Annotated in this window: 21 protein-coding genes, 1 tRNA gene and 2 pseudogenes; 9 read left to right on the top strand and 15 right to left on the bottom strand. The window is 30.5% G+C overall.

Annotated features, from left to right (window positions below):
* Positions 1-20 precede the first annotated feature (20 nt).
* The 3 genes from nrdB (at position 21) to CF386_RS06110 (ending at position 2,490) form a co-directional block, all read left to right on the top strand.
* Positions 21-1,154 (top strand): class Ia ribonucleoside-diphosphate reductase subunit beta, encoded by a 1,134-nt coding sequence (gene nrdB, locus CF386_RS06120; protein WP_089073771.1) that lies wholly within the window; start codon positions 21-23, stop codon positions 1,152-1,154.
* Positions 1,155-1,169: 15 nt separating this feature from the next.
* Entirely contained in the window at positions 1,170-1,445 is a 276-nt protein-coding gene (yfaE, locus tag CF386_RS06115) for a class I ribonucleotide reductase maintenance protein YfaE (RefSeq protein WP_225971690.1), read from the top strand.
* 94 nt (positions 1,446-1,539) lie between these two features.
* Positions 1,540-2,490 carry an AEC family transporter gene (locus CF386_RS06110; RefSeq protein WP_089073516.1) on the top strand — a complete coding sequence of 317 codons (951 nt, stop codon included), beginning with the start codon at positions 1,540-1,542 and terminating at the stop codon, positions 2,488-2,490.
* On the opposite strand, the gene CF386_RS06105 is transcribed toward CF386_RS06110, so the two are convergent.
* From CF386_RS06105 to CF386_RS06075, 7 genes and pseudogenes are all read right to left on the bottom strand, one after another.
* Positions 2,476-3,444 carry a LysR substrate-binding domain-containing protein gene (locus CF386_RS06105; RefSeq protein ID WP_089073515.1) on the bottom strand — a complete coding sequence of 323 codons (969 nt, stop codon included), beginning with the start codon at positions 3,442-3,444 and terminating at the stop codon, positions 2,476-2,478. The genes CF386_RS06110 and CF386_RS06105 overlap by 15 nt on opposite strands.
* 43 nt (positions 3,445-3,487) lie before the next feature.
* On the bottom strand, positions 3,488-4,267 hold the full coding sequence (gene miaE, locus CF386_RS06100; RefSeq protein ID WP_089073514.1) for a tRNA isopentenyl-2-thiomethyl-A-37 hydroxylase MiaE: 780 nt from the start codon (positions 4,265-4,267) through the stop codon (positions 3,488-3,490).
* Between the two features lie 5 nt (positions 4,268-4,272).
* Positions 4,273-6,890, bottom strand: a pseudogene (topA, locus tag CF386_RS06095) (type I DNA topoisomerase).
* Positions 6,891-6,919: 29 nt separating this feature from the next.
* The gene (sohB, locus tag CF386_RS06090; protein ID WP_089073513.1) at positions 6,920-7,981 is read right to left on the bottom strand and encodes a protease SohB; all 1,062 of its coding nucleotides are present in this window, start codon (positions 7,979-7,981) and stop codon (positions 6,920-6,922) included.
* A 31-nt stretch (positions 7,982-8,012) separates the two neighbouring features.
* Positions 8,013-8,906, bottom strand: coding sequence for a 23S rRNA pseudouridine(2605) synthase RluB (gene rluB / locus CF386_RS06085; RefSeq protein WP_089073512.1), 894 nt, complete (start codon positions 8,904-8,906; stop codon positions 8,013-8,015).
* 23 nt (positions 8,907-8,929) lie between these two features.
* A complete protein-coding gene (locus CF386_RS06080; RefSeq protein ID WP_089073511.1) occupies positions 8,930-9,553 on the bottom strand; it encodes an L-threonylcarbamoyladenylate synthase in 624 nt (207 codons plus the stop codon).
* 17 nt (positions 9,554-9,570) lie between these two features.
* Entirely contained in the window at positions 9,571-10,410 is an 840-nt protein-coding gene (locus CF386_RS06075) for a PHP domain-containing protein (protein ID WP_089073510.1), read from the bottom strand.
* 136 nt (positions 10,411-10,546) lie between these two features.
* On the opposite strand from CF386_RS06075, the gene trpD reads away from it, so the two are divergent.
* Both trpD and trpCF read left to right on the top strand, forming a co-directional pair.
* On the top strand, positions 10,547-11,560 hold the full coding sequence (trpD, locus tag CF386_RS06070) for an anthranilate phosphoribosyltransferase (protein ID WP_089073509.1): 1,014 nt from the start codon (positions 10,547-10,549) through the stop codon (positions 11,558-11,560).
* Entirely contained in the window at positions 11,557-12,933 is a 1,377-nt protein-coding gene (gene trpCF, locus CF386_RS06065; protein ID WP_089073508.1) for a bifunctional indole-3-glycerol-phosphate synthase TrpC/phosphoribosylanthranilate isomerase TrpF, read from the top strand. Before trpD ends, trpCF begins: the two co-directional genes overlap by 4 nt.
* 66 nt (positions 12,934-12,999) lie before the next feature.
* On the opposite strand, the gene bfr (CF386_RS06060) is transcribed toward trpCF, so the two are convergent.
* A complete protein-coding gene (bfr, locus tag CF386_RS06060) occupies positions 13,000-13,467 on the bottom strand; it encodes a bacterioferritin (RefSeq protein WP_089073507.1) in 468 nt (155 codons plus the stop codon).
* A gap of 1 nt (position 13,468) precedes the next feature.
* Positions 13,469-13,939: a bacterioferritin gene (gene bfr / locus CF386_RS06055; RefSeq protein WP_089073506.1), complete on the bottom strand. Its 471-nt coding sequence runs from the start codon at positions 13,937-13,939 to the stop codon at positions 13,469-13,471.
* Between the two features lie 189 nt (positions 13,940-14,128).
* Between bfr (CF386_RS06055) and CF386_RS06050 the strand changes: the two genes are divergently transcribed.
* The 3 genes from CF386_RS06050 to gspS2 all read left to right on the top strand — a co-directional run bounded on the left by CF386_RS06050 (position 14,129) and on the right by gspS2 (position 15,409).
* The gene (locus CF386_RS06050; protein ID WP_089073505.1) at positions 14,129-14,656 is read left to right on the top strand and encodes an inner membrane-spanning protein YciB; all 528 of its coding nucleotides are present in this window, start codon (positions 14,129-14,131) and stop codon (positions 14,654-14,656) included.
* The gene (locus tag CF386_RS06045; protein WP_089073504.1) at positions 14,657-14,965 is read left to right on the top strand and encodes a YciI family protein; all 309 of its coding nucleotides are present in this window, start codon (positions 14,657-14,659) and stop codon (positions 14,963-14,965) included. It begins immediately after the preceding gene.
* An 81-nt stretch (positions 14,966-15,046) separates the two neighbouring features.
* On the top strand, positions 15,047-15,409 hold the full coding sequence (gene gspS2 / locus CF386_RS06040) for a type II secretion system pilot lipoprotein GspS-beta (RefSeq protein WP_089073503.1): 363 nt from the start codon (positions 15,047-15,049) through the stop codon (positions 15,407-15,409).
* Here gspS2 and CF386_RS06035 read toward each other — a convergent pair.
* Complete coding sequence (locus CF386_RS06035; RefSeq protein WP_158522310.1) at positions 15,393-16,067, bottom strand: TIGR01621 family pseudouridine synthase; 675 nt, start codon at positions 16,065-16,067, stop codon at positions 15,393-15,395. The genes gspS2 and CF386_RS06035 overlap by 17 nt on opposite strands.
* 87 nt (positions 16,068-16,154) lie before the next feature.
* On the opposite strand from CF386_RS06035, the pseudogene cls reads away from it, so the two are divergent.
* Positions 16,155-17,602, top strand: a pseudogene (gene cls / locus CF386_RS06030) (cardiolipin synthase).
* A 58-nt stretch (positions 17,603-17,660) separates the two neighbouring features.
* On the opposite strand, the gene CF386_RS06025 reads toward cls, so the two are convergent.
* The 5 genes from CF386_RS06025 to tolB form a co-directional block, all read right to left on the bottom strand.
* Positions 17,661-17,748: transfer RNA gene (locus CF386_RS06025), tRNA-Ser, on the bottom strand.
* A gap of 84 nt (positions 17,749-17,832) precedes the next feature.
* Entirely contained in the window at positions 17,833-18,852 is a 1,020-nt protein-coding gene (gene nadA / locus CF386_RS06020) for a quinolinate synthase NadA (protein WP_089073501.1), read from the bottom strand.
* A 67-nt stretch (positions 18,853-18,919) separates the two neighbouring features.
* Positions 18,920-19,702: a tol-pal system protein YbgF gene (gene ybgF, locus CF386_RS06015; RefSeq protein ID WP_089073500.1), complete on the bottom strand. Its 783-nt coding sequence runs from the start codon at positions 19,700-19,702 to the stop codon at positions 18,920-18,922.
* 27 nt (positions 19,703-19,729) lie between these two features.
* The gene (gene pal / locus CF386_RS06010; RefSeq protein ID WP_089073499.1) at positions 19,730-20,248 is read right to left on the bottom strand and encodes a peptidoglycan-associated lipoprotein Pal; all 519 of its coding nucleotides are present in this window, start codon (positions 20,246-20,248) and stop codon (positions 19,730-19,732) included.
* 34 nt (positions 20,249-20,282) lie between these two features.
* Positions 20,283-21,575, bottom strand: coding sequence for a Tol-Pal system beta propeller repeat protein TolB (gene tolB / locus CF386_RS06005; protein ID WP_089073498.1), 1,293 nt, complete (start codon positions 21,573-21,575; stop codon positions 20,283-20,285).
* Positions 21,576-21,594 lie beyond the last annotated feature (19 nt).

Below are 21,594 nucleotides of genomic sequence, written 5' to 3'. Positions count from 1 at the left end.
GAATCGAGAGAATTGTTTTTATGAAATATAGTACTTTTGTTCAATCAAGTAATAACCCATTAAAAGAACCTATGTTTTTTGGTCAGCCAGTTAACATAGCTCGTTATGATCAACAAAAATTTGAAATTTTTGAAAAACTTATAGAAAGACAATTATCTTTTTTTTGGAGGCCTGAAGAAGTTGATATATCAGGTGATAGAATAGACTATCAAAATCTACCTGAGCATGAAAAACATATATTTGTTAGTAACCTAAAATACCAAACTCTTCTAGATTCTATACAAGGCAGAAGCCCTAATGTTGCCCTTTTACCTATTGTTTCAATTCCAGAGCTTGAAACTTGGATTGAAACATGGGCCTTCTCGGAAACAATTCATTCAAGATCCTATACCCACATAATAAGAAATATTGTTAATAATCCATCTATAATATTTGATGATATTGTGCAAAATGAACATATAGTTAAAAGAGCTGAAGATATTTCAAAGTACTATGATAATCTTATCGTATCTATCAATGATTATCATAGATTGGGCGAAGGAAATCATATTATAAATGATCAAAAAATTAATATTTCCCTTTATGACATAAAAAAACAATTATATTTATGTTTAATGTCTATAAATGCTCTTGAAGCTATTAGATTTTATGTAAGCTTTGCTTGTTCATTTGCATTTGCTGAAAGAAAACTAATGGAAGGAAATGCAAAAATTATCAAACTAATTGCTAGAGATGAGGCTCTTCACTTAAGTGGTACTCAACATATTTTAAATTTATTCAAAAATAATCAAGACGACCCTGAAATGTTCCAAATATCAAAAGAATTAGAAAATGAGTCGTTTGATATTTTTTACAAAACCGCTGAACAAGAAAAAGAATGGGCTGAATATTTATTTAAAGATGGTTCAATGATTGGGTTAAATAAAGATATACTTTGCCAATATGTTGAATACATAACAAATTTAAGAATGGAATCAGTTGGACTGTCACCAGCATATCCACAAGCCAAACAAAATCCAATTCCCTGGATAAATACTTGGCTTTCTTCTGATAATGTTCAAGTAGCTCCTCAAGAAGTCGAAATAAGCTCATACCTTGTCGGACAAATTTCCAATGATGTTGAGGATGAAGATCTCGGTGATTTTGAATTATAAAAGGGAGAAGGACTTTTGAGTACATTAATTATTGAAAAAGAATCAATAGAGATGAAGCTAAATCCAAAAGAACCCCTCTTAATCCAGCTGGAAAAGGCTGGATTTAATATAGAAAATCAATGTAGAAGTGGATTTTGTGGAGCCTGTAAATGTAAATTGTTATCAGGAGATGTTCGATTTAACCAAGATTCTATTGCCTATATTCAATCAAGTGAAATTTTAACTTGCTGTAGCATACCCCTAACAAATTTAAAATTGGATTTTAATTATAAAATAAAATCTATAAAATAAAATCTATAAAATAAATTAAAGTCACAAAAATTATTTACAATGAGTAGATTAAAATTTAAAGTTAACCTACTCAAAATTATTTAACATCAAAAACATGGAAGCTATATTTTCTTCAATTTTTTCATTTTTATTAATAATCTTACTTGGTTATTATTGCAGTAAAAAAGAATATTTTGCCAATGACTTTTATAAAGATCTTATAAATTTTGTTTTAAACATTGCGCTACCTTGTTTAATTTTCATTCATTTAGCACAAAAAAATATATCCTCGTTAATTAACATAAATTTTGTAATATCATACAGTTTAATATTACTTGTAACCTTTATATTTAGTTTTATCACATTAAAAAGGATTTTTGGAGGTTCTGTATCAAAGTCTTCTTTAAGAGCCCTCACAAGTAGTTTTTCAAACACAGGTTATTTTGGTTTACCTATTCTAACTACACTGATTGGTCCTGAAGTTATATCTCCAATAGTAATAGGAACATTTATAAATGATATTTTTTTAATGCCTTTAGCAATATTTATTGTTGAACTAGATTTAAAAAATGATAGCAAAACAAAATTACATGAAGTTTTTCTAAATGTGTTCAAGAAAAGTGTTGTAATAAGTGCCATTTTAGGTATCGTGTTCTCAATTTTTAAAATTAAATTACCTTTCTTTTTGTCTCAGTGTGTAAATGAAATTAGTCTTTCAACAAGTAGCCTTGCATTATTTTCTGTCGGAATGATTTTACAAAAACAAAAGGTAAAATTATCTAAAGAAATATTTTCAAATATTCTTATTAAGGCTATTTTACAACCAATGTTGGCCGTAGTTTTTGTATATTTTTTTAAGGTTGGCGGTTTATGGGGCATTGTAACTATTCTTCTTTCTGCTCTACCTGTTGGGGCGACTCCAGTTTTATTTTCGCAGAAATATAAAAACTACGAAAAAGAATCATCAAGCGCCTTACTTTTAACAACGCTCCTATCTTTATTTACTATTAGCTTTATAATACTATTTTATAAGGAAGGTCTATTCAATAACCTACTTGACATCTAAAGTTCTGTTGTCAAACATTGAATCAATATCACTTTGATTGCCTGTATAAATCAACTTTTGTACTAAATTTTTGTTTAATTTTGAATTAAAAAGTTCAATAAAATAAAAAGTAAAATCCTTCACAAAACTACTTTTTTTTATTGCAATTTTAGTAGTTGAAAAAGGAAATAAATTTTTACCACAAATTTTCACTAATTCCCTATCAGAATTATATGCCATGTCAGCGATGATTCCAATGCCTAATCCATTTTTGACATAGGTCTTAATAATATCGGTATCACCAGCTGTCAAAATAATATTCGGTATTAATTTTTGTTCAAAAAAACTTCGCTCTAATATAGAAGTGTCATTAAAGCCAAAATTATAAGTTATTAAGGGGTATTTTGATATATGCTCTAAACTTATGCTTGATAACTTTGTTAACTCATGATTACTCGGAAGGATAATTGAGTGGTGCCATTTATAACAAGGAAAAGTTAATGTTGATTCATGTAAAAAGGTATTTTCAGTAATAATAGCAAAATCACATTGGTCATTGTGAAGCCAATCTGATAATTGTTGAGGAGTGCCCTGAAGAAAATTTATTGTTACATTTGGAAATTTTTTTGTGAATTGCAAAATAACATCTGGAAGTATGTACTTTAGCTGGGTATGATTAGTAGCAACATTTAAAACACCAATTTTAGGTTGTATTTCTTGCGCAACAATAAACTCAATGTCAGTTAAATTTTTACAAATATCTTTTGCAATATTATGCACTTTTTTCCCTACTGGGGTTAAACTCAATAATGATTTGCCCTGTCTGTTAAAAAGTTGGATACCCAACTCTTCTTCTAGAATTTTTATATGTTTACTTATCGCAGGCTGGGATGTATGTAATTTTTTAGCTGTATCAGAAACATGAAAATTATTCTGCGTTAGTTCCACCAAAGTTTTAAGATGCTGAATCTTCATATTTTATTTCCTAATAAGTTGTAACTAATAAAATACAGTTTCTTTAACTAAACATTAAATCTTTTGTGATTGGTTTGCCACTATGAAATTTAAAATCAGTATCATCTGATTGAATTAAGCTGGCTTCAATTTTTCCAAAGTAATCAACTCTAGTATAAATGTTAACTTTAGATAAATTTTGAGCCAAAGTTAAATAATCTTGAAAGTGTCGGGCTTCTGATTTTAATAAAGAAAAATAAAATTTTTGAAGCTCATCATCTAAATGAGGGGCTAATTTTGCAAATCTTTCACAGGATCGTGCTTCTATATAAGCACCACAAATTAATTTATCTATTAATGCTTCCGGTTCATAAGTTCTAACATGCGACATCAAACCTTTCGCGTAACGACCTGCAGATATATTACGATATGATATATTCCGCCTTTCCATTATTTCGAGTACTTGATAGAAATGATGTAATTCCTCATTTATTAACAAAACCATCTTATTCACTAAATCTTGATTGAAATGTGCTCCATTTTTAGAAATAATCGATTTACTGAACTTTAAATTTTTAGAAAGTTTTTCTAAACTGCCCTCATTTCGGTATACAAAATCCTCATATGGTTTTAACCAACTTAATAAATGATCTCCGCTTTGTTTGTCAACGGCATATTTTCGAATTAGCCACATTGCTGTTTGGGCAGCTTTTAATTCACATATTAAATGATCCAATAAAATAATCGATAAATTTTCTTTCCTTGAGGCTTCATTAATCCATTCTTTTGGGGTCTCACAATGCAAAAACTCTATAGCCGGCTTAGTTAAATCTTCTATATTCATTTAAATTACTTTTTCTTACCTTTATCTTGAATTTCCCATTTTCCTTCGCGATAAAGTGCACTCCAATTAGTTGGCTTTCCATCTACTTCTGTTCTTACATAACTTTCTTTATTCTTTCTGCTATATCTAACTACTGATTGATTACCCTCTGGATCTTCAAGAGGAGCTTCAGTTAAGTATAAAAATTTATTAGGTAGTCTATCTTTATATTTAAGTAGTTCTGACACCAAGGGCGCTCTTGTTTCTCTAGATTTTGGAAAGCTGCTAGCAGCTAAAAATAAACCTGATGCTCCATCTCTTAAAACAAAATATGCATCAGACTTTGTACACTTTAATTCAGGAAAATGAATAGGATCTTCGCGTGGTGGTGCAACTTCACCATTTTTGAGAATTTTTCTGGTATTTTTGCACTCTTCATTAGTACAAAGCATATATTTGCCAAATCGTCCATCTTTAAGCTGCATATCTGACCCACATTTTTCACATTCAACTACCGGTCCATCATATCCTTTTAACTTAAATTCACCTTTTTCTACTTCATAACCTGAGCATGCTGGGTTATTACCACAAATATGTAATTTACGTTTTTCGTCGATTAAATAGGGATCCATTGCTGTGCCACATATTGAGCACCTTTTTTTGAACGAAGTTCGTCTGTTTCAACATCATCTGAAAGTATATTTACAACACCTTCTTCATTCATTAAATTAAGAGTTGTCTTGCATCTCTCTTTCGGAGGTAAATTATATCCCGAGCAACCTAAAAAGACACCAGTTGAAGCATTCCTTATTCCCATTGGTCGAGAACAAGTTGGGCAACTAATATTTGTTATCACCATATCATTTGGCTTCATTCCACCATCAATGTCTGGAAGTTCCGCCTTATTTAATTCAGTAGTAAATTTACTAAAAAAAGAATCTAAAACTTCAGTCCAGTTAACATTACCCTCTGCGATAATATCTAAATCACCTTCCATTTTAGCGGTAAAGTCATAGCTCATAAGGTCATGGAAACTATAATCTAATCTATCAGTAACTATCTCACCCATTTTTTCTGCATGAAAACGTCTTTGGTCAACCTTTACGTAACCTCTTTCTTGAATTGTCGAAATAATTGAGGCATATGTTGATGGCCTGCCAATTCCTTTTTTTTCTAATTCCTTAACCAATGCAGCCTCTGTAAAACGCGCTGGTGGTTTCGTGAAGTGCTGTTTCTTTATTACTTTGTTTAAAGATAAACTCTCATTTACCGTAACATCAGGTAACAAAATATCTTCATTTCTAGTAAATGACTTCATTACGACTGTCCAACCAGGAAATCTTAAAGTTTTTCCTTTTGCTTTTAATGAAAATTCAGTTACTTTTGCAACTATTGTTGATGAATCATATTCAGCGGGTGTCATTTGACATGCTACAAATTGAGCCCATATTAACTCATAAAGTTTTAAAGCTGCAGGCTCAATATTCAACAATTGTTCTTTTTTTACTAACACATCAGAGGGTCTGATAGCTTCATGAGCTTCTTGAGAGTTGTCTTTGTTTCCATAGCTATTAGCTTTTTTCGGTAAATATTTACTTCCAAAATCTTCTTCTATTAATTGCCTTACCGAAGAAATAGCTTCTTTACTAAGATTTGTTGAATCCGTCCTCATATATGTAATATAACCAGCTTCATAAAGTCTCTGAGCTAGGGACATTGTCCTTTTTACACCAAATCCTAGCTTAGTACTAGCTGCTTGCTGTAGTGTCGATGTAATGAATGGGGCAGGTGGTTTGCTTGTCGTTGGTTTTAATGTACACTCAACAACTTTTACGGTATTTTGTCGAATTTTTTGTTCGATACTTTCTGCATCTTTTTGATTTGGAATTCTATAAGGTTTATCGTTAACGTGTGTTAATTTTAAATTTAATAATTTATTACTAACTGTGCTTGTTTCAACATCAATATCCCAATATTCTTCTGGAACAAAAGCTTTAATAAGTTTTTCTCTTTCAACTAGTAACTTAACAGCTACTGACTGAACTCTTCCAGCAGAAAGTCCTCTAGCAACTTTTTTCCATAACAATGGAGAAACCATAAAACCAACAACTCTGTCCAAAAATCTTCTGGCTTGTTGAGCATGAACTCTATCCATATTTATTTCAGTTGGATGGTCAAATGCAGTTTTTATTGCATTTTTAGTAATTTCATTAAAAACAACTCTTTTAAAGCGAGAATTATCTCCACCAATTACTTCCTTCAAATGCCAAGCAATTGCTTCACCTTCACGATCTAAATCACTTGCTAAATATATACAGTCAACATTTTCTGAAAGCTTCTTTAACTCTGCAACTACTTTTTCTTTTCCAGGTAATATTTGATAGTGAGCCTTCCAATGATCAAAAGGATTAATTCCCATTTTTCTGATTAAGGCATTTTTTTCATCAATTTTTTTTTGTTTTTCTTTTTCGGCTTTAGTTAAACCTTCTTTTTTTTTAACCGCCTTTTTTCGGTCTGAAGAACTTCCTTTTGGTAAGTCTCGAATATGACCCACACTTGACTTTACAATGTAATTTTTGCCCAAATATTTATTAATTGTTTTTGCTTTTGCTGGCGACTCCACAATTACAAGGGATTTACTCATGTTACGATTAACCTTTGAATTTTAATAAATTATAGTAAATGATTTGTATTTCTATGAACAACTTTAGATAAAATATCATCAATTATATTAACACTTGATTTGGTAATTTTATCTGAAATTGACTTCTTCTTTAAGAATTTTATTTCAATAATTTCTTTTTGTTTCACAATATCTTTAATGTAGTCGTCACTAGTTTGAATACTATCTACTAACCCTAAATCTTTTGCTGTTACTCCAAACCAATGTTCACCAGTAGCTACTTTCTCTAAGTCCAAGTCTCTTCTATGATATGCAACGAAATCTTTGAATAACTTATGAGTATGCTCAAGCTCCTCTTGAAATTTTTCTTTTGCTTTAGGGGTGTTTTCACCGAACATCGTCACTGTTCTTTTAAATTCACCAGCTGTCATTTGCTCAAAATCAATATCATTTTTCTTTAAAATTTTACTGAAATTTGGAATTTGGGCAATAACACCAATGGAACCAATTATTGCAAATGGAGCAGATAAAAGTTGATCACCTACACAAGCCATCATATACCCCCCACTAGCAGCAACTTTATCAATCGAAACAGTTAGCTTTATTTTATTCTTTTTAAGCCTATCTAATTGAGATGCTGCTAATCCATAACCATGAACCATTCCCCCACCTGACTCCAAGCGAAGTAAGACCTCATCACCAGGAATTGCAACGGATATTATAGCACTAATTTCTTCTCTTAAACTTTCTACTTCTCGGGCATCAATACTACCTTTAAAGTTAATAACAAACATTTTGTTATCTCTTAGTTTGTTTAAGTCACTTTTATTCTTTAATTCTTTTTTGGTTGCTAAATTTTTTTGTTTTGAAAGCTTTTCTGCTTCTTTTTTTTCTGATTTTAATTTTTGCTTTAATGAGAACTTATCAAATATAACTTCATCTATAACCTTTGTGTAACTCCGATAGTTATCAGATAAATTAGTTGCAACTATACTTCCCTGCTTAGACGCTTTTGATCTTCCCGATTTAAGAATCATTAATATTAAAAAGAAGAATACAATTACACTGACGAATTTAATTATAAACAAACTATATTCTGCTAAAAAACCCACAATATTACTCCCAATAATGAAAAAGTAGTTATTACTTTTTGTGTCTCAGTTTAGAACGAGTAGAAGATTTAAAGGAACTAGAATCTTTTACTAACTTATTTTCATATCTTCTGACTGCTTTTTTTATTTTTTGAACTTTACTTTTTCCCCTTTTAAGATCAGGGGCAATTAAAGTATTTTTTTCTGGAGGAAGGCTGACCAACTCTCTTAAGTAGTTAATTGATTTAAGATCAAGCTCTTTCCAAGCTCCTTTAGGCATATCTTTTGTTAAAAATATTTCACCAAATCGAACCCTTTTAATTCTACTAACTGTTACTTCTTGCGACTCCCAAAGCAATTTAACACTTTTATTTTTACCATCTCGAATCATGACGTAAAAAGTATGATTCATTCCCTCTCCGCCAGCATAAACAACATCTTCAAACCTTAATACTTCACCGTCAATTTTGATCCCGTTAACAAGATTTCTAATTTTACTCTCATCAATGTTCCCAAATACTCTAACCATGTATTCTTTTTCAATTTTTTGACTAGGTTGCAAAAGACCATTAGAAAGTTGTCCATCATTTGTAAATAGCAAAAGTCCAGCTGTATTAATATCTAAGCGGCCTACTGCAATCCATCTGCCTTTATCAAGTCTAGGTAATCTATCAAATACTGAAGGTCTACCATTTTTATCTTTAAGAGTACTAATTTGCCCTTCTGGCTTATTGTAAGCAATGACTCTACAGATTTCTTCATCTTCATTTACAATTTTCACGATACGCCCATCAATTCTAATTATAGAGCTTTTTGAATCAACTCTCGCACCAATTGGAGCAATATTTCCATCAATACTTATTCTTTTTTGACGAATTAGCTCTTCGATATCTCGCCTAGAGCCATAACCTGATCTTGCTAGTAATTTATGTAATTTTTCATTCATTTTTTTGTATATACTCTATAAACTCAATTGACAAAAGGAGAAATATCGCCACTTCCCTCTCTCATAATTTCTATATTATCTTTTTCAAAGTTAACAACAGTAGTAGGAGTATTTCCTAAAACACCTCCATCAATTATAACATCAACTTGATGCTCAAGTTTTTCTCTAATATCTACCGGATCTGATTCGGTAACGTCAGAACCAGAAAGAATTAAGCTTGTTGACATAAGTGGTTCACCTAAATCTTCTAACAACGCCAACGCTATTTTGTTATTCGGAATCCGAATACCAATACTTTTTCTTTTCTGATTCATTAATCTTCTTGGAACTTCTTTAGTCCCTTTGAGTATGAATGTATATGGACCAGGTGTATTGTTTCTTATTAACCTATAAGCTATATTATTAATAGACGCATAGGTTGATAACTCTGATAAATCCCTACACATCAAAGTGAAGTTATGATTAGCATCAATCGTTCTAATAGAACATATCCTATCTAAAGCTGATTTATTTTCTAGCTTACAACCTACAGCATAACCTGAGTCAGTTGGATAAACGAGTAGACCACCATTACGAACAATAGCCACAGCTTGGCTAATGAGTCTAGTCTGGGGAGTTTGAGGATGCACAACAAAATATTGACTCATATATTTCCTTAAATAAATTAAATCCAATCTTTCCAGATAAAGTTATAATCCTTTGTAACCAAAAGATCTTTACCTAATTCATTCCATGCACAAGGATAATGAAAATCGGAACCTTGCGATACTTTAAGTTTATATTTATTTGATAACTCTCGAAGCAAATTTCTTTCTTTATTTGTTTGGTTTGGTTGAATTGCTTCTAAACCATCTCCATTATGAGCTACAAAGTGTTCAATCAATTCCTTCAATTGATATGTAGACAATTTATATCTCAGTGGATGAGCTAATACAGCTAATCCATTACTAGCATGAATTGCTTCAATTGCTTCATGTAAATCACACCACTGTGGTTTGGCGTAACAACTTTTTCCCTTAGACAAAAATTTTTTAAATGCCTGTTGTTCATTATTGACAATCTTTTCATTCACAAGCCATTTAGCAATATGGTATCTAGTAATATTAGAATCAATACCAAAAGTAGAGCGAATCTTGCTATAAATATTATCGATATTTAGACTTTCCTCTAATTTTTTACAAATTAGTTCAGCCCTGATATTACGCTTTTTCTTTTGTTCTTCTATCAACTTTAGTAGTCTTTCATTATTAGGGTTAATGTTTAAACCCACTATATGTACCTCTTTAGTATGATTCCAAATAGTTGATAACTCAATACCTTTTATAAATTTTAAATTTAGATTGTTATTCAATATATATTTTTCAACGACTTTGATGGCATCAATAGAGTCATGATCTGTAATTGAAATCATATGTAAGTTTTTAGAAATTGCTCTATTAACTAACTCTTCAGGCGAAAGAATTCCATCAGATAAATTTGTATGCATATGTAAATCAATAAGCAAATTACCCTCCTCCTCTCCGTATCTCTAAACTAGTTTGCTAGTTCGCCGATTGTATGTTAACTTAACAATATATCAAATATAAATAATATTTTAACATTTTAATTAATGATTTTACAGCTCTTAAATGAGGTACACAATGGAAAAAATACTCTCTAAGCTATATAACCACCAAAGTTTATCAATTGAAGAAAGTCAATTTGTATTCGACATGATTATAAAAGATCAATTCGATTCAGTAACTTTATCTTCATTTTTAACTGCTTTAAAAATGAAGGGTGAGCATCAAAATGAAATTGTAGGTGCAGCTATAGCCTTAAAAAATAATGCTCTTAACTTTCCTTTAATCGATTACCCTGTTACTGATATTGTTGGTACTGGTGGCGATAATTCCAACACATTTAATATTTCTACCACCTCAGCAATAGTAGCATCATCATGTAATATCAAAATCGCTAAGCATGGCAATAAAAATGTTAGTAGTTTGAGTGGTTCAACAAACCTATTGGAGTCCTTGGGAATAAAAATTGATAATAAGCCTGAACATTCTAAATTATTTCTAGATAAACTTGGCATATGCTTTTTATATGCTCCCTACTATCATAAGGGTATTAAATATGCCACGCCCGTCAGAAAAGCACTTAGAACACGTACCATTTTTAATATTTTGGGACCTCTAATCAATCCCGCTAATCCCAGGTTTACTCTAATTGGAGTCTATGATCAAAGTCTCCTAAAACCAATATCTAAATCTTTGGTAAAACTTGGTGTACAAAATGCTGCCGTAATATTTGGCTCAGGGTTAGATGAATTTTCAGTTCATGATAAAACAAAAATTATAGAAATTTATAATAATGAAATGCAATATTATGAACTATCGCCTTTAGATTTTGGTCTGACAAAACATAAATTAAGCGAACTTAAAGGAGGTAATCCTGATAAAAATGCCCGAATAACTACAAATATACTTAACGGTGAGGGAAGTTGTGCTCAAAATTCAGTTATAGCGATGACTGTATCTTATGTAATGAAATTGAATGGACAAAAAAATATTAAACATAATACAGAATTTGTGCTAGAACACCTTAAATCGGGCAAAGCTGCTCAGAAAGTCCATGAAATTCAAGAATTACAAAAGGAAATAACATTTTGAAAAATAATATACTTGACGAAATTGTAGAAAATAAAAAAAAATGGATCATAAATAGTAAAAGTAGCTTCCCACAAGAAATTTTCCAAAATAAATTGTATAAAAGCAAACGCTCTCTACTTAAAGTTTTATTAAAGAACACCAAACACTTTATTTTAGAGTGTAAGAAATCATCTCCATCTCAAAAACTAATAAGAAAAGACTTTGATATTAAAAATATAGTAAGTGAATATGATAAATACGCATCTGCAATATCTGTATTGACAGATGAAAAGTACTTCGATGGTAATTTTGATTTTTTAACAACTGCCTCATTAACAACAGATAAGCCAATTCTGTGTAAAGACTTTATAATATCTGAATATCAAATTTTTCTGGCTAGATATTACAATGCAGATGCAATTTTACTAATGCTATCCATTTTATCAGATGATGAATACAAAAAACTTTCACACGTTGCAAATACCCTAGATTTAGATATCCTAACTGAAGTACATAATACAGATGAGTTAAACAGAGCAATTAAGCTTGAAGCTAAAATTATAGGTATAAACAATAGAAATTTAGAAGATTTAAGTATTGATCTTAACAATACTCTAAAGTTAGCTCCACAAATACCTAAAGATAGGATAGTAATTTCTGAGTCTGGCTTGAAAAAAAATTCAGACATAAAAAAGTTATCTCCTTATGTTAATGGTTTTTTAATCGGTAGTTCATTAATGAGTAAAAAAAATCTCAATAGTGCCGTCAAAAAATTAATCTGGGGTGAGAACAAAGTATGCGGCATCACATCATTACATGACATGACGATGTGTAATAACGCAGGTGCTCTATATGGAGGGTTAATATTTGCAGAACAATCTATCAGAAAAGTAAGTTTAGATCATGCATATACAATTAAAAATAATACTAATATGAAAATTGTTGGTGTTTTTCAAAACCAACCAATTGATTATGTGAAGTATGTTATTAAATCAATTGGTATCAGACATATTCAACTTCATGGCCATGAAACTGAGGAGTACATTCTATCTTTAAAATCATACAACCCTGAATTGGTTATATGGAAAGCATATGGAATCGCTAATAATTTTCCCAGACTTATGAGATCTATTGACACACATGTTTTAGATAATAGGGTTGGGGAAAAATTAGGTGGTACAGGAAAACCATTTCAATGGAAACTAATCCCAAAAAAAACAGATCTATCAAAAATAATTATTTCGGGAGGTCTATCAATTGATAACATTAGACAAGCATTAGCGTTGGGAGCTAAAGGTCTTGATTTTAATTCAAAGCTAGAAAAAATGCCAGGTGTAAAAGATATATCAAAGGTTAGTGAAGTGTTTCATATAATTAAACAGGGGTTAAATTAAAGAGTTTTCTTGTATATTATTCCTAGTTGGAATCAGAAAGAATATCGAAGAGAACTCTTCTTTATTTTATAATTGAGATTGAAGATAGTTTTCAATACCAATTTTATCAATCAGGCGAAGATGTTGTTGTAACCAAAAAATATGGTCAGTTTCTGTATCATTCAGCAGCTCAACTAAAATATTTCTAGAAACATAATCATTTTCTTTTTCACACAAGGAGATCCCCTTTCTTAAGTTTTCTGCAACTAAATATTCCCCATCGAGATCATTTTGTAGCATCTCAACTGGTTTTGTTGAAATATTAACTTTTTCTCTGGAAATAGTATCAGGCTCTCCACCAAGAAAAATAATTCTTTCAATTAACTGTTTAGAGTGAGCAAGTTCTTCTTCATGCTCATGTAACAATTTTTCATGTAATTTAGAAAGTCCAAGATCATCATAAATTTTAGCATGCGCTAAATATTGGTCCATTGAAGTTAATTCAAGTGTCAATTGAGAATTTAAAAAATCAATTACAGACTTTTTACCATTCATTTTATTTCTCCATCATTGATTGTTGATAGTTTTTAATATTTATATTACCAATTAGTTCTTGTTGAACAATGAGCCAATCATAATACTCTTCTTCTTCTTCTAAAATTTTTTCTATAATATCTCTAGAAACAAAATCTTTTGCATCTTCACAAGCTTGGATAACTTGCTTAAGTAGAGTAAGTTCTGAATTTTCTAATTCAAGATCTGCTTGAATAATTTCTTCAGTATCTTCTCCAATATTGACTTTATTTAAAAGTTGTAGGTTAGGCAGACCCCCTAGAAATAAAATTCTTTCTATTAATCTATCAGCTTGTTTCATATCTAAAATGGATTTTTTATATTCCTTAGAATTTAAGCCTTCAAGACCCCAGTGTTTAAAAATTCTAGCGTGGAGAAAATATTGATTAATAGACGTTAATTCAACAGTTAATATTTTATTAAGTGCTATAATTATATTTTGATTTTCAGTCATATCACACCTTTAATAATGAGAATGATTTTCATTGTTTTTTCTATATAAATTAATTAGTTATTTAAATCATTATAGTATAATTTTATCTATAAAACTATTTAATAAAACAGATTTATTTTTTTATTGTGGTTTTTCTAAAAAAATTCAGTATATTAATTATTTTAATTATTAGCTAACAAATATGAACGCATTAATCGAGTTTATACCTTTAATTATATTTTTGTTTTTTTCAAATTATATGATATTTACACTGCAACTATAGCCCTTATTATAGTTACGTCACTTCAATTATTAATAACATGGTTTATCACTAAAAAAGTTAAGAAAGCTCTTTTATTTAGCTTGATTGCTCTTGTAATTCTTGGTGGCCTGACGATTTTTTATAAAGAACCAAAGTTTTTAGCTTGGAAGTTATCTGTTGTTTATTTTGTTTTCAGTATAGGTTTATTCTTCTCCGCACTTTTTAACCATAATCTGATTAAGAAAATGTTAGCAAAAGAATATTCTTTGGAAAAAAAACAATGGGATACACTTTCTAATATTTGGTCTATTTACTTCTTAATTGGCTCTATCCTGAATTTAATAATATTCTATAATTTTTCTTTGGATATTTGGGTTGATTTTAAAGTTTTTGGTTTTTTAATTTTAATGTTTATACCTATAGGAATAATGGTGTTCTGCATGACGAAGTGGCTAAAAAAGAAGGAGAAAAATTAAATGTATTACTCTATATATGCATTAGATGCCCCCAACAAAGAAGAAGATAGAGTTAAATTTAGGCCTGATCATATCAAACGTATCAATGAACTAAATGAATCCAAGAACCTACTGCTAGCAGGTCCAATATTAGATAAAGATCATTGCGAAAAAGATTCTAAATCAATTGGATCTATAATAATTGCTAAGTTTGATGATATCAAGTCAGCTAAAAATTGGATAAATAAAGATCCTTTTGTACTGAATGAAGTGTATGGAAGTGTAATAGTCAAACCATACTTAATTTCGGTTAAAAGTCACAATTTTTGAATTATTTTTTTTTTTGATAGATAAAGCCAAAATTACAATATATGATTAAATTGAAATTATTTAATAATTTAATGGCTTATCATGAAAAAGATATTTGTATTTCTATTCCTAGTATTCATGATTGGGGGTTGTTCAACCACCAATCAAAATGAATTAAATACACTAGCTCTCTATAGAAGTGCATCTCTTAATAACAGCAAGTCAGTTAGTTATAATTCATTGAAATTTATTAATGCTAAATCTTCAAAAAATCTAATTACACTAAACTTCTTATATTCTGGGGGGAACCCCAATTATGCAAAAAAATTTACCGAACAATACTCAAAAAGTTTCTGTCAAAATTTAAAATTAAAAGAAATTATTCAAAAAGGAATACAATATAGAATCCAAGTTTTAACAATGAATGGTCAAAAAATTTCAGTAAAATTTATTTCATCTTGTTAAGTTTTAATTTTTCTTTAGTATTTAACAGTTGTTCCATTATTATTTCTTTTTGCCAAAGTAAACCTATTTTTGGAGCACATTGAAAATTAAAATCTGCTCCTTTATAATTGAAAGACAAGACTAGTGAGTGTAGATACATTCTATCTTCATCCCCACTACCATAGATTTTATCTCCTATAATTTCAGCACCAATACTTTTTAATGCAACTCTTATCTGATGTGTTTTTCCAGTAAGTGGATAACAAAAATAATGTCTGTATTTATTGTTTGAAGCTCCGGCTGAAATAAATTTTGTTATTGCTGGATTTTGATAAGTTTTTTTAAGTATCCAAGATTTATTCCTACTTTTTGACATATCTCCTTTGATGATGCCCATTTTCTTTTTTATTTTTTTTTTACCTAATGCAATATATATTTTTTGAATGCCCTCATTTTTAAATAAGTAATAAAAATCCTGAGCAACCTTTTTACTTTTACCCAAAACCATCAAGCCAGATGTATCCTTATCTAATCGATGTAACAAATATATATCATTAAAATTTAAATATCTTTTAATACTCTCTAACAAAGAGTATTCATTACCTTCATAGTGAACGTTGACTCCAGGATGTTTATCAACAACAATAAAGTCCTCGTTTTGAAAAATTAAATTAAACACAGGAATTGATTTATTTATTTTTTATATAAAAGTCTATAATATATTATTTATTTATTTTTATGAAATTTATTTATAAGACTTCTGTATATGGAAAAAATTTATCAAGTAATTACTTGGCTTTCACTATTTTCTTATTGGCTTTTATTAGCATTTATTACCGTCCGTATCATTTTTAAAAGAAGAGAAGTGTCATCCGCTTTTGCTTGGTTACTTATTATATATATAATACCTCTATTCGGTTTGATAATTTATTTATTAATTGGCGAGCTTGGCCAGGGTTATATCCGTAATAGCAAAACAAAACTAATGTTTTTTCCTTACATTGAATGGTTCAGAAAATTAAAGGGAAAAAAAATAACAACTGATAACTTTCATCATGATTCTTCTTCTTTCATCAATAAATTATGCTTAAATAAATTATTTATACCAAGCCTAACTTACAACAACCTTGAAATTTTAAACCATCCAAACAATATATTGTCTTCCATTCTTAAAGATATTCGTCAATCGAAGTCATTTATCCACTTTGAGTTTTATATATGGTCAGCAGGTGGAGTAACCAATGTAATCGCACAAGAATTAATTAAGTCATCTAGCAGAGGTGTTAAAGTAAGAATTCTACTTGATGCTGCCGGATCGAGGAAATTTTTTAAAACAAAATGGCCACAAATATTCCAATCAAATAATATAGAAATAAAAGAAGCTCTTAAAGTACAACCTTTAAGGATGTTTTTTAGACGTCTTGATTATCGCCAACATAGAAAGATTATTGTTATTGATAATGAAATAGGTTACACCGGCTCCATGAATATGATTGATCCAAGATACTTTAAAAAAAGTAGCCATGTGGGGCAATGGATAGATTTAATGGTTCGAATGAAAGGACCAGCAGTTTACATTTTACATGCTATTCAATCATGGGACTGGGAAATCGAAACAAACCAACGTATTTTAAAGAAAGAAGATTTCATTCCAATAAATAAAGACTATCTTTCTTCAGTTCAAGTTATTCCATCAGGCCCGATGTTTGGAAGTATTATTTCGCAAGTATTAGTTCTAGCTATCCACAATGCTAGGAATGAAATTACTATTACTACACCCTATTTTGTGCCAAGTGATCGTATAATACATGCTTTAAAAACTGCTGGTGAAAGGTGCATAAAAGTTAATATCATTATTCCAAATAAAAATGATTCAATAATGGTGGAATGGGCAAGTCGTGCTTTTTTGAGGAATTATTAATGTCTGGTGTTCGTATCTTTCGTTATACTGAAGGGCTTTTACATACTAAATCAGTTGTAATTGATAACAATCTTTCACTAGTTGGTACAGTCAATATAGATGTGAGAAGTTTACAAATAAATGATGAATTGACACTGGCAATAGAAGATTCAGAATTTACCAAAAAATTAAATAGCATTCAGCAGGAATATATTAGAAATTCAATTGAAGTTTCAGAAAAATCTTGGAAAAAAAGAAGTTTTGGAAAAAAGGTTCTAGAACAATTTTTTTATTTATTTAGTCCGCTATTATAATAAATAAAGACCTATCAATTGTAGTTACTATTTAAATCACAAGAAAAATTTTTTGAGTTGGCGGTGAGAGAGGGATTCGAACCCTCGATACGTTTCCGTATACACGCTTTCCAGGCGTGCTCCTTCAGCCACTCGGACACCTCACCTAAATTTGAGCAATTAATATAAAACTATTTTATGATATCGTCAAATACAAATTTTAAAAAAAAAATCAAATGTTTTTATTTTAATCAATTTTTAAATTTTAACATTCTATCTAATGATATTAAAGCTTTAGGTATAAGGGCCTCATCAACAAAAACTTCATTAGAGTTAATATTAGTAGTTAAAGCTTCTTTTAATTTTTTTAATGTATTCATTGCCATCCAGGGACAGTGAGCACAACTCCTACAAGTAGCTCCATTACCAGCTGTAGGTGCTTCGATCAACTCTTTTTCAGGTACTGCTTTTTGCATTTTATAGAAAATACCCTTATCTGTTGCAATTATTAGTTGTTTTTGCATTAATGTTTTAGCTTTTTCTATAAGTTGACTGGTTGAACCTACTACATCAGCTAACTCCACAACACTTGCAGGGGACTCAGGGTGGACCAATACAGCAGCATCAGGGTATAAATATTTCATATCCTTTAGTAACTTTGATGAAAATTCATCGTGAACAATACATTCAGAGTCCCACAAAAGCATATCCGCTTTGGTTTGTTTTTGAATATATGACCCTAAGTGTCGATCTGGTCCCCAAATAATTTTTTTCCCTAATTGATCTAAATGTTCTATTATTTGGATTGCATTACTGGATGTAACAATCCAGTCAGCTCTTGCTTTAACTGCAGCTGATGTATTGGCATAAACAACAACCATTCTATCAGGATGTGAATCACAAAAGTCATTGAATTTTTTTGGTGGGCAACCTAAGTCTAAAGAACACTCAGCTTCTAATGTTGGCATAAGAATTTTCTTTTCAGGACTTAATATTTTAGCAGTCTCCCCCATAAATCGTACACCACAAATAACCATAGTCTTTGAAGGATGTTCTTTACCAAACTTTGCCATTTGAAGGGAGTCACCAATGAAACCATTAGTTTCATCTGTTAACTTTTGTATAATGGGATCTGTATAGTAGTGTGATATTAAAACCGCATTTTTATCTTTAAGTAAGATTTTAATTTCATTAATTACCTTTTCGGATTCTTTTTCCGATAGAGGTTTTTCCTTAGCTGGAAACTTATAATTTTCCAATACATTTAACATTACGATAGGACCACTAATTCAAATATAAAAGAAAATTATAAATTAAAAATAATTCATTGCAAATGAATTATTTACTTAAACCTAAGTCTTTTTTAGCTTTAATTGCAATATTTGACTGAGGGTAATTTTTAATTACTTCTCGAAGATATTTTTTTTCGGAAGTTTTATCTCCTTTTTGCTGGTATATCTGGGCAATACGATATGTTGCTTCAGGCGCTTTAGATGAACTTGAATCAGCAGCTACAATCTTAAAGTTAGTTAGCGACTTTGAAAACTTCTTATCAACATAATATAACTGCCCCAACCAAAAATGAGCATTAGTGTTATATTTAGAATTAGGGTATTTACTCAAAAAACTTTCCAATTTAGAAGTTGCTGTTTTAAAATCTTTCTTTTTTAAAATCAAATCAATTGCTTGATTGTACTCTGAAGCAGCTTGCAGTGAATTTGAGTAATCTTTACCAGCATTTTTGGGAGCTTGAGAGTTACTTGATTTGTTGTTGGCAGCAATTTCTTTTTGTTGCTGTATCAGCTGTTGGATTTGGAAATTATTTTCTTGTATTTGGCCCCTTAATTCATCAACTTCCCTTTGAAGTTCGTTAATATTTCGTTGCATTCTTAGCTGTAATTGTGCTTTAGAACTTACATAAGTATTGTTATTAGAAGGTTGATTGACTGACTCATTATTAGAGTCATCTGTTACTGAATAAACAGACTGAGTTGCGTTACTAGTATTATTTTTATTTGTATCGTAGGCAGAATAAACCGGTGCTGAATTAGCAACGGCAGAAACCGTTGCCGTTGCAGCAATACTTACGACAATCATTCTACGTAATATATGACTGCACATTTTAACTTTTCCTCTGATTATTTAATCTTAATTATAGACGATTTTTGCTCTTCTATTTTTTGCATAATCAGCGTCTGTATGCCCCTGAACTAGAGGTTTTTCTTCTCCATAACTGACAGTCGAAATTTGTGAAGCATTAACGCCAAGTGCTTCTAGATAATCGGCAACAGCTTGAGCTCTCTTTTCACCAAGAGCAATGTTATATTCAGGTGTTCCTCTTTGATCCGTATTTCCTTGAATTACAATTTTTGCATCAGGGTGATTCGTCAAATAATTTGCATTCAGTTCTAGCATTTTATTATAAGAAGGATCAACGACTGCATCATTAAATGCAAACCAAACCATTGATTCTTCATCTGTTAACGAACCATTTTCAACGTTTTGGGCAAACATTTCTTGCTCTTGTTTCAAAGGAGTAACCGAAGAGTCTTGACCAGCCCCAGTCATATCAGAGTCACTGCCTGTATTTCCTGTTGAACTACAAGCAGACAATACAGCCATAGGAACTACGATTGCGAGAGCTTTCATTAATTTATTCAATTTCATTTAATTTTCCTTTTGTTTTAATTAAGAATAAATATCATTTTCCAAATGGTGACCATGAAGGAAATTTAGCATTACCTGATGAATCTGGTAATCTAGCTGCAAAACGACCATCAATAGAAACCATTGATAAATCTTGTTGATTTCCATACGTAGCTGTATAAATAATCATGCTACCGTTGGGTGCTACTGTCGGAGATTGATCCAAAAAAGTACTAGTTAAAATAGCTGTAGCGCCAGTTTCAAGATTTTGTTTAACTAAGTGGTACCCATCATTAGTTTGTCTAATATTAATTAGAGTTTTACCATCTGGCGTAATACGACCATTCTGGTTTTTTCTACCTTCAAAAGTAAGTCGTTTAACATTACTACCAGAAACATCGATCTTATAAATTTGAGGGCTTCCTCCTCTATTTGAAGTAAATACAATAGAGTTTCCATCTGGACTCCAAGAAGGCTCACTGTTAACAGATCTACCTCTTGTTAGTTGTGTTAACTGGCCAGTCATTAAATTTTTGATATAAATTTCCGCATTACCAGTTTTTGAGAGAACTAACGCAAGTTTTGTTCCATCAGGAGAAAATGACGGAGCGGAATTAATGCCTCGTGCATCTGAAATAAGTACACGCTTTCCCGAATACATATTAACAATATAAATTTTTTCTTTATTATTTTCAAATGTAGAGTAAGCAATATCTTTTAAATTTGGTGACCAGCTTGGGGATAATATTGGCTCTGAAGATGTTAATAAGGTTTTTGGGTTGTAACCATCATAATCAGCAATATTTAAAAGCCATTTTTTGTTATTAGGTTGAGTAACATAAGCGATTTTTGTATTAAAAGCACCCTTTTCATTTAAAATCTTTTGATAAATAACATTTGAAATGGTATGTGCAGCTCTTCTTAAATCTTTATCTTGTACCCTATACAATCCCTGAGCAACAACACTATTACTTTTTGTTGATTTAACAGCATCTATCAACTTATAACTAATTGCATATTGGCCTGAAGAGTCACGTTCAATTTTCCCTACCAATATATCATTTACGCCCTTATCCAACCAAGCTTGACCATTTACATTCGAAGTGAAAGAAATTTTACTTGGAAAGTCTTGTTGTGAAAGTGGCGAAAATTTGCCACTTCTTTGAAGATCTGATGATATGATCTCTGATATATTTTGTGATAACCCTTGATTACCATCAAAACTATTAATGGCTATTGGCTGTGCGGTATCTTGCCCTTTCGTTATAGTTAAAGATAATTCAGCAAAAGCTGGCAAACAAAATACAAGTGGTAAAATTGATAACAATTTTATTAATTTTTTTTTCATTATTTAAACCTCAATAGTA

Source organism: Paraphotobacterium marinum, from assembly GCF_002216855.1.
GTDB lineage: Bacteria > Pseudomonadota > Gammaproteobacteria > Enterobacterales > Vibrionaceae > Paraphotobacterium > Paraphotobacterium marinum.
The sequence above is the reverse complement of the archived record's forward strand: the minus strand, read 5'-3'. Positions and strand labels throughout refer to the sequence as shown.

What these genes read in the sequence shown, in the direction of transcription:
- nrdB (WP_089073771.1), top strand. Translation starts at nt 21, where the DNA reads ATGAAATATAGTACTTTTGTTCAATCAAGTAATAACCCATTAAAAGAA.
- CF386_RS06110 (WP_089073516.1), top strand. Translation starts at nt 1,540, where the DNA reads ATGGAAGCTATATTTTCTTCAATTTTTTCATTTTTATTAATAATCTTA.
- CF386_RS06105 (WP_089073515.1), bottom strand. Translation starts at nt 3,444, where the DNA reads ATGAAGATTCAGCATCTTAAAACTTTGGTGGAACTAACGCAGAATAAT.
- miaE (WP_089073514.1), bottom strand. Translation starts at nt 4,267, where the DNA reads ATGAATATAGAAGATTTAACTAAGCCGGCTATAGAGTTTTTGCATTGT.
- rluB (WP_089073512.1), bottom strand. Translation starts at nt 8,906, where the DNA reads ATGAATGAAAAATTACATAAATTACTAGCAAGATCAGGTTATGGCTCT.
- CF386_RS06080 (WP_089073511.1), bottom strand. Translation starts at nt 9,553, where the DNA reads ATGAGTCAATATTTTGTTGTGCATCCTCAAACTCCCCAGACTAGACTC.
- trpD (WP_089073509.1), top strand. Translation starts at nt 10,547, where the DNA reads ATGGAAAAAATACTCTCTAAGCTATATAACCACCAAAGTTTATCAATT.
- bfr (WP_089073507.1), bottom strand. Translation starts at nt 13,467, where the DNA reads ATGAATGGTAAAAAGTCTGTAATTGATTTTTTAAATTCTCAATTGACA.
- bfr (WP_089073506.1), bottom strand. Translation starts at nt 13,939, where the DNA reads ATGACTGAAAATCAAAATATAATTATAGCACTTAATAAAATATTAACT.
- CF386_RS06045 (WP_089073504.1), top strand. Translation starts at nt 14,657, where the DNA reads ATGTATTACTCTATATATGCATTAGATGCCCCCAACAAAGAAGAAGAT.
- gspS2 (WP_089073503.1), top strand. Translation starts at nt 15,047, where the DNA reads ATGAAAAAGATATTTGTATTTCTATTCCTAGTATTCATGATTGGGGGT.
- nadA (WP_089073501.1), bottom strand. Translation starts at nt 18,852, where the DNA reads ATGTTAAATGTATTGGAAAATTATAAGTTTCCAGCTAAGGAAAAACCT.
- ybgF (WP_089073500.1), bottom strand. Translation starts at nt 19,702, where the DNA reads ATGTGCAGTCATATATTACGTAGAATGATTGTCGTAAGTATTGCTGCA.
- pal (WP_089073499.1), bottom strand. Translation starts at nt 20,248, where the DNA reads ATGAAATTGAATAAATTAATGAAAGCTCTCGCAATCGTAGTTCCTATG.
- tolB (WP_089073498.1), bottom strand. Translation starts at nt 21,575, where the DNA reads ATGAAAAAAAAATTAATAAAATTGTTATCAATTTTACCACTTGTATTT.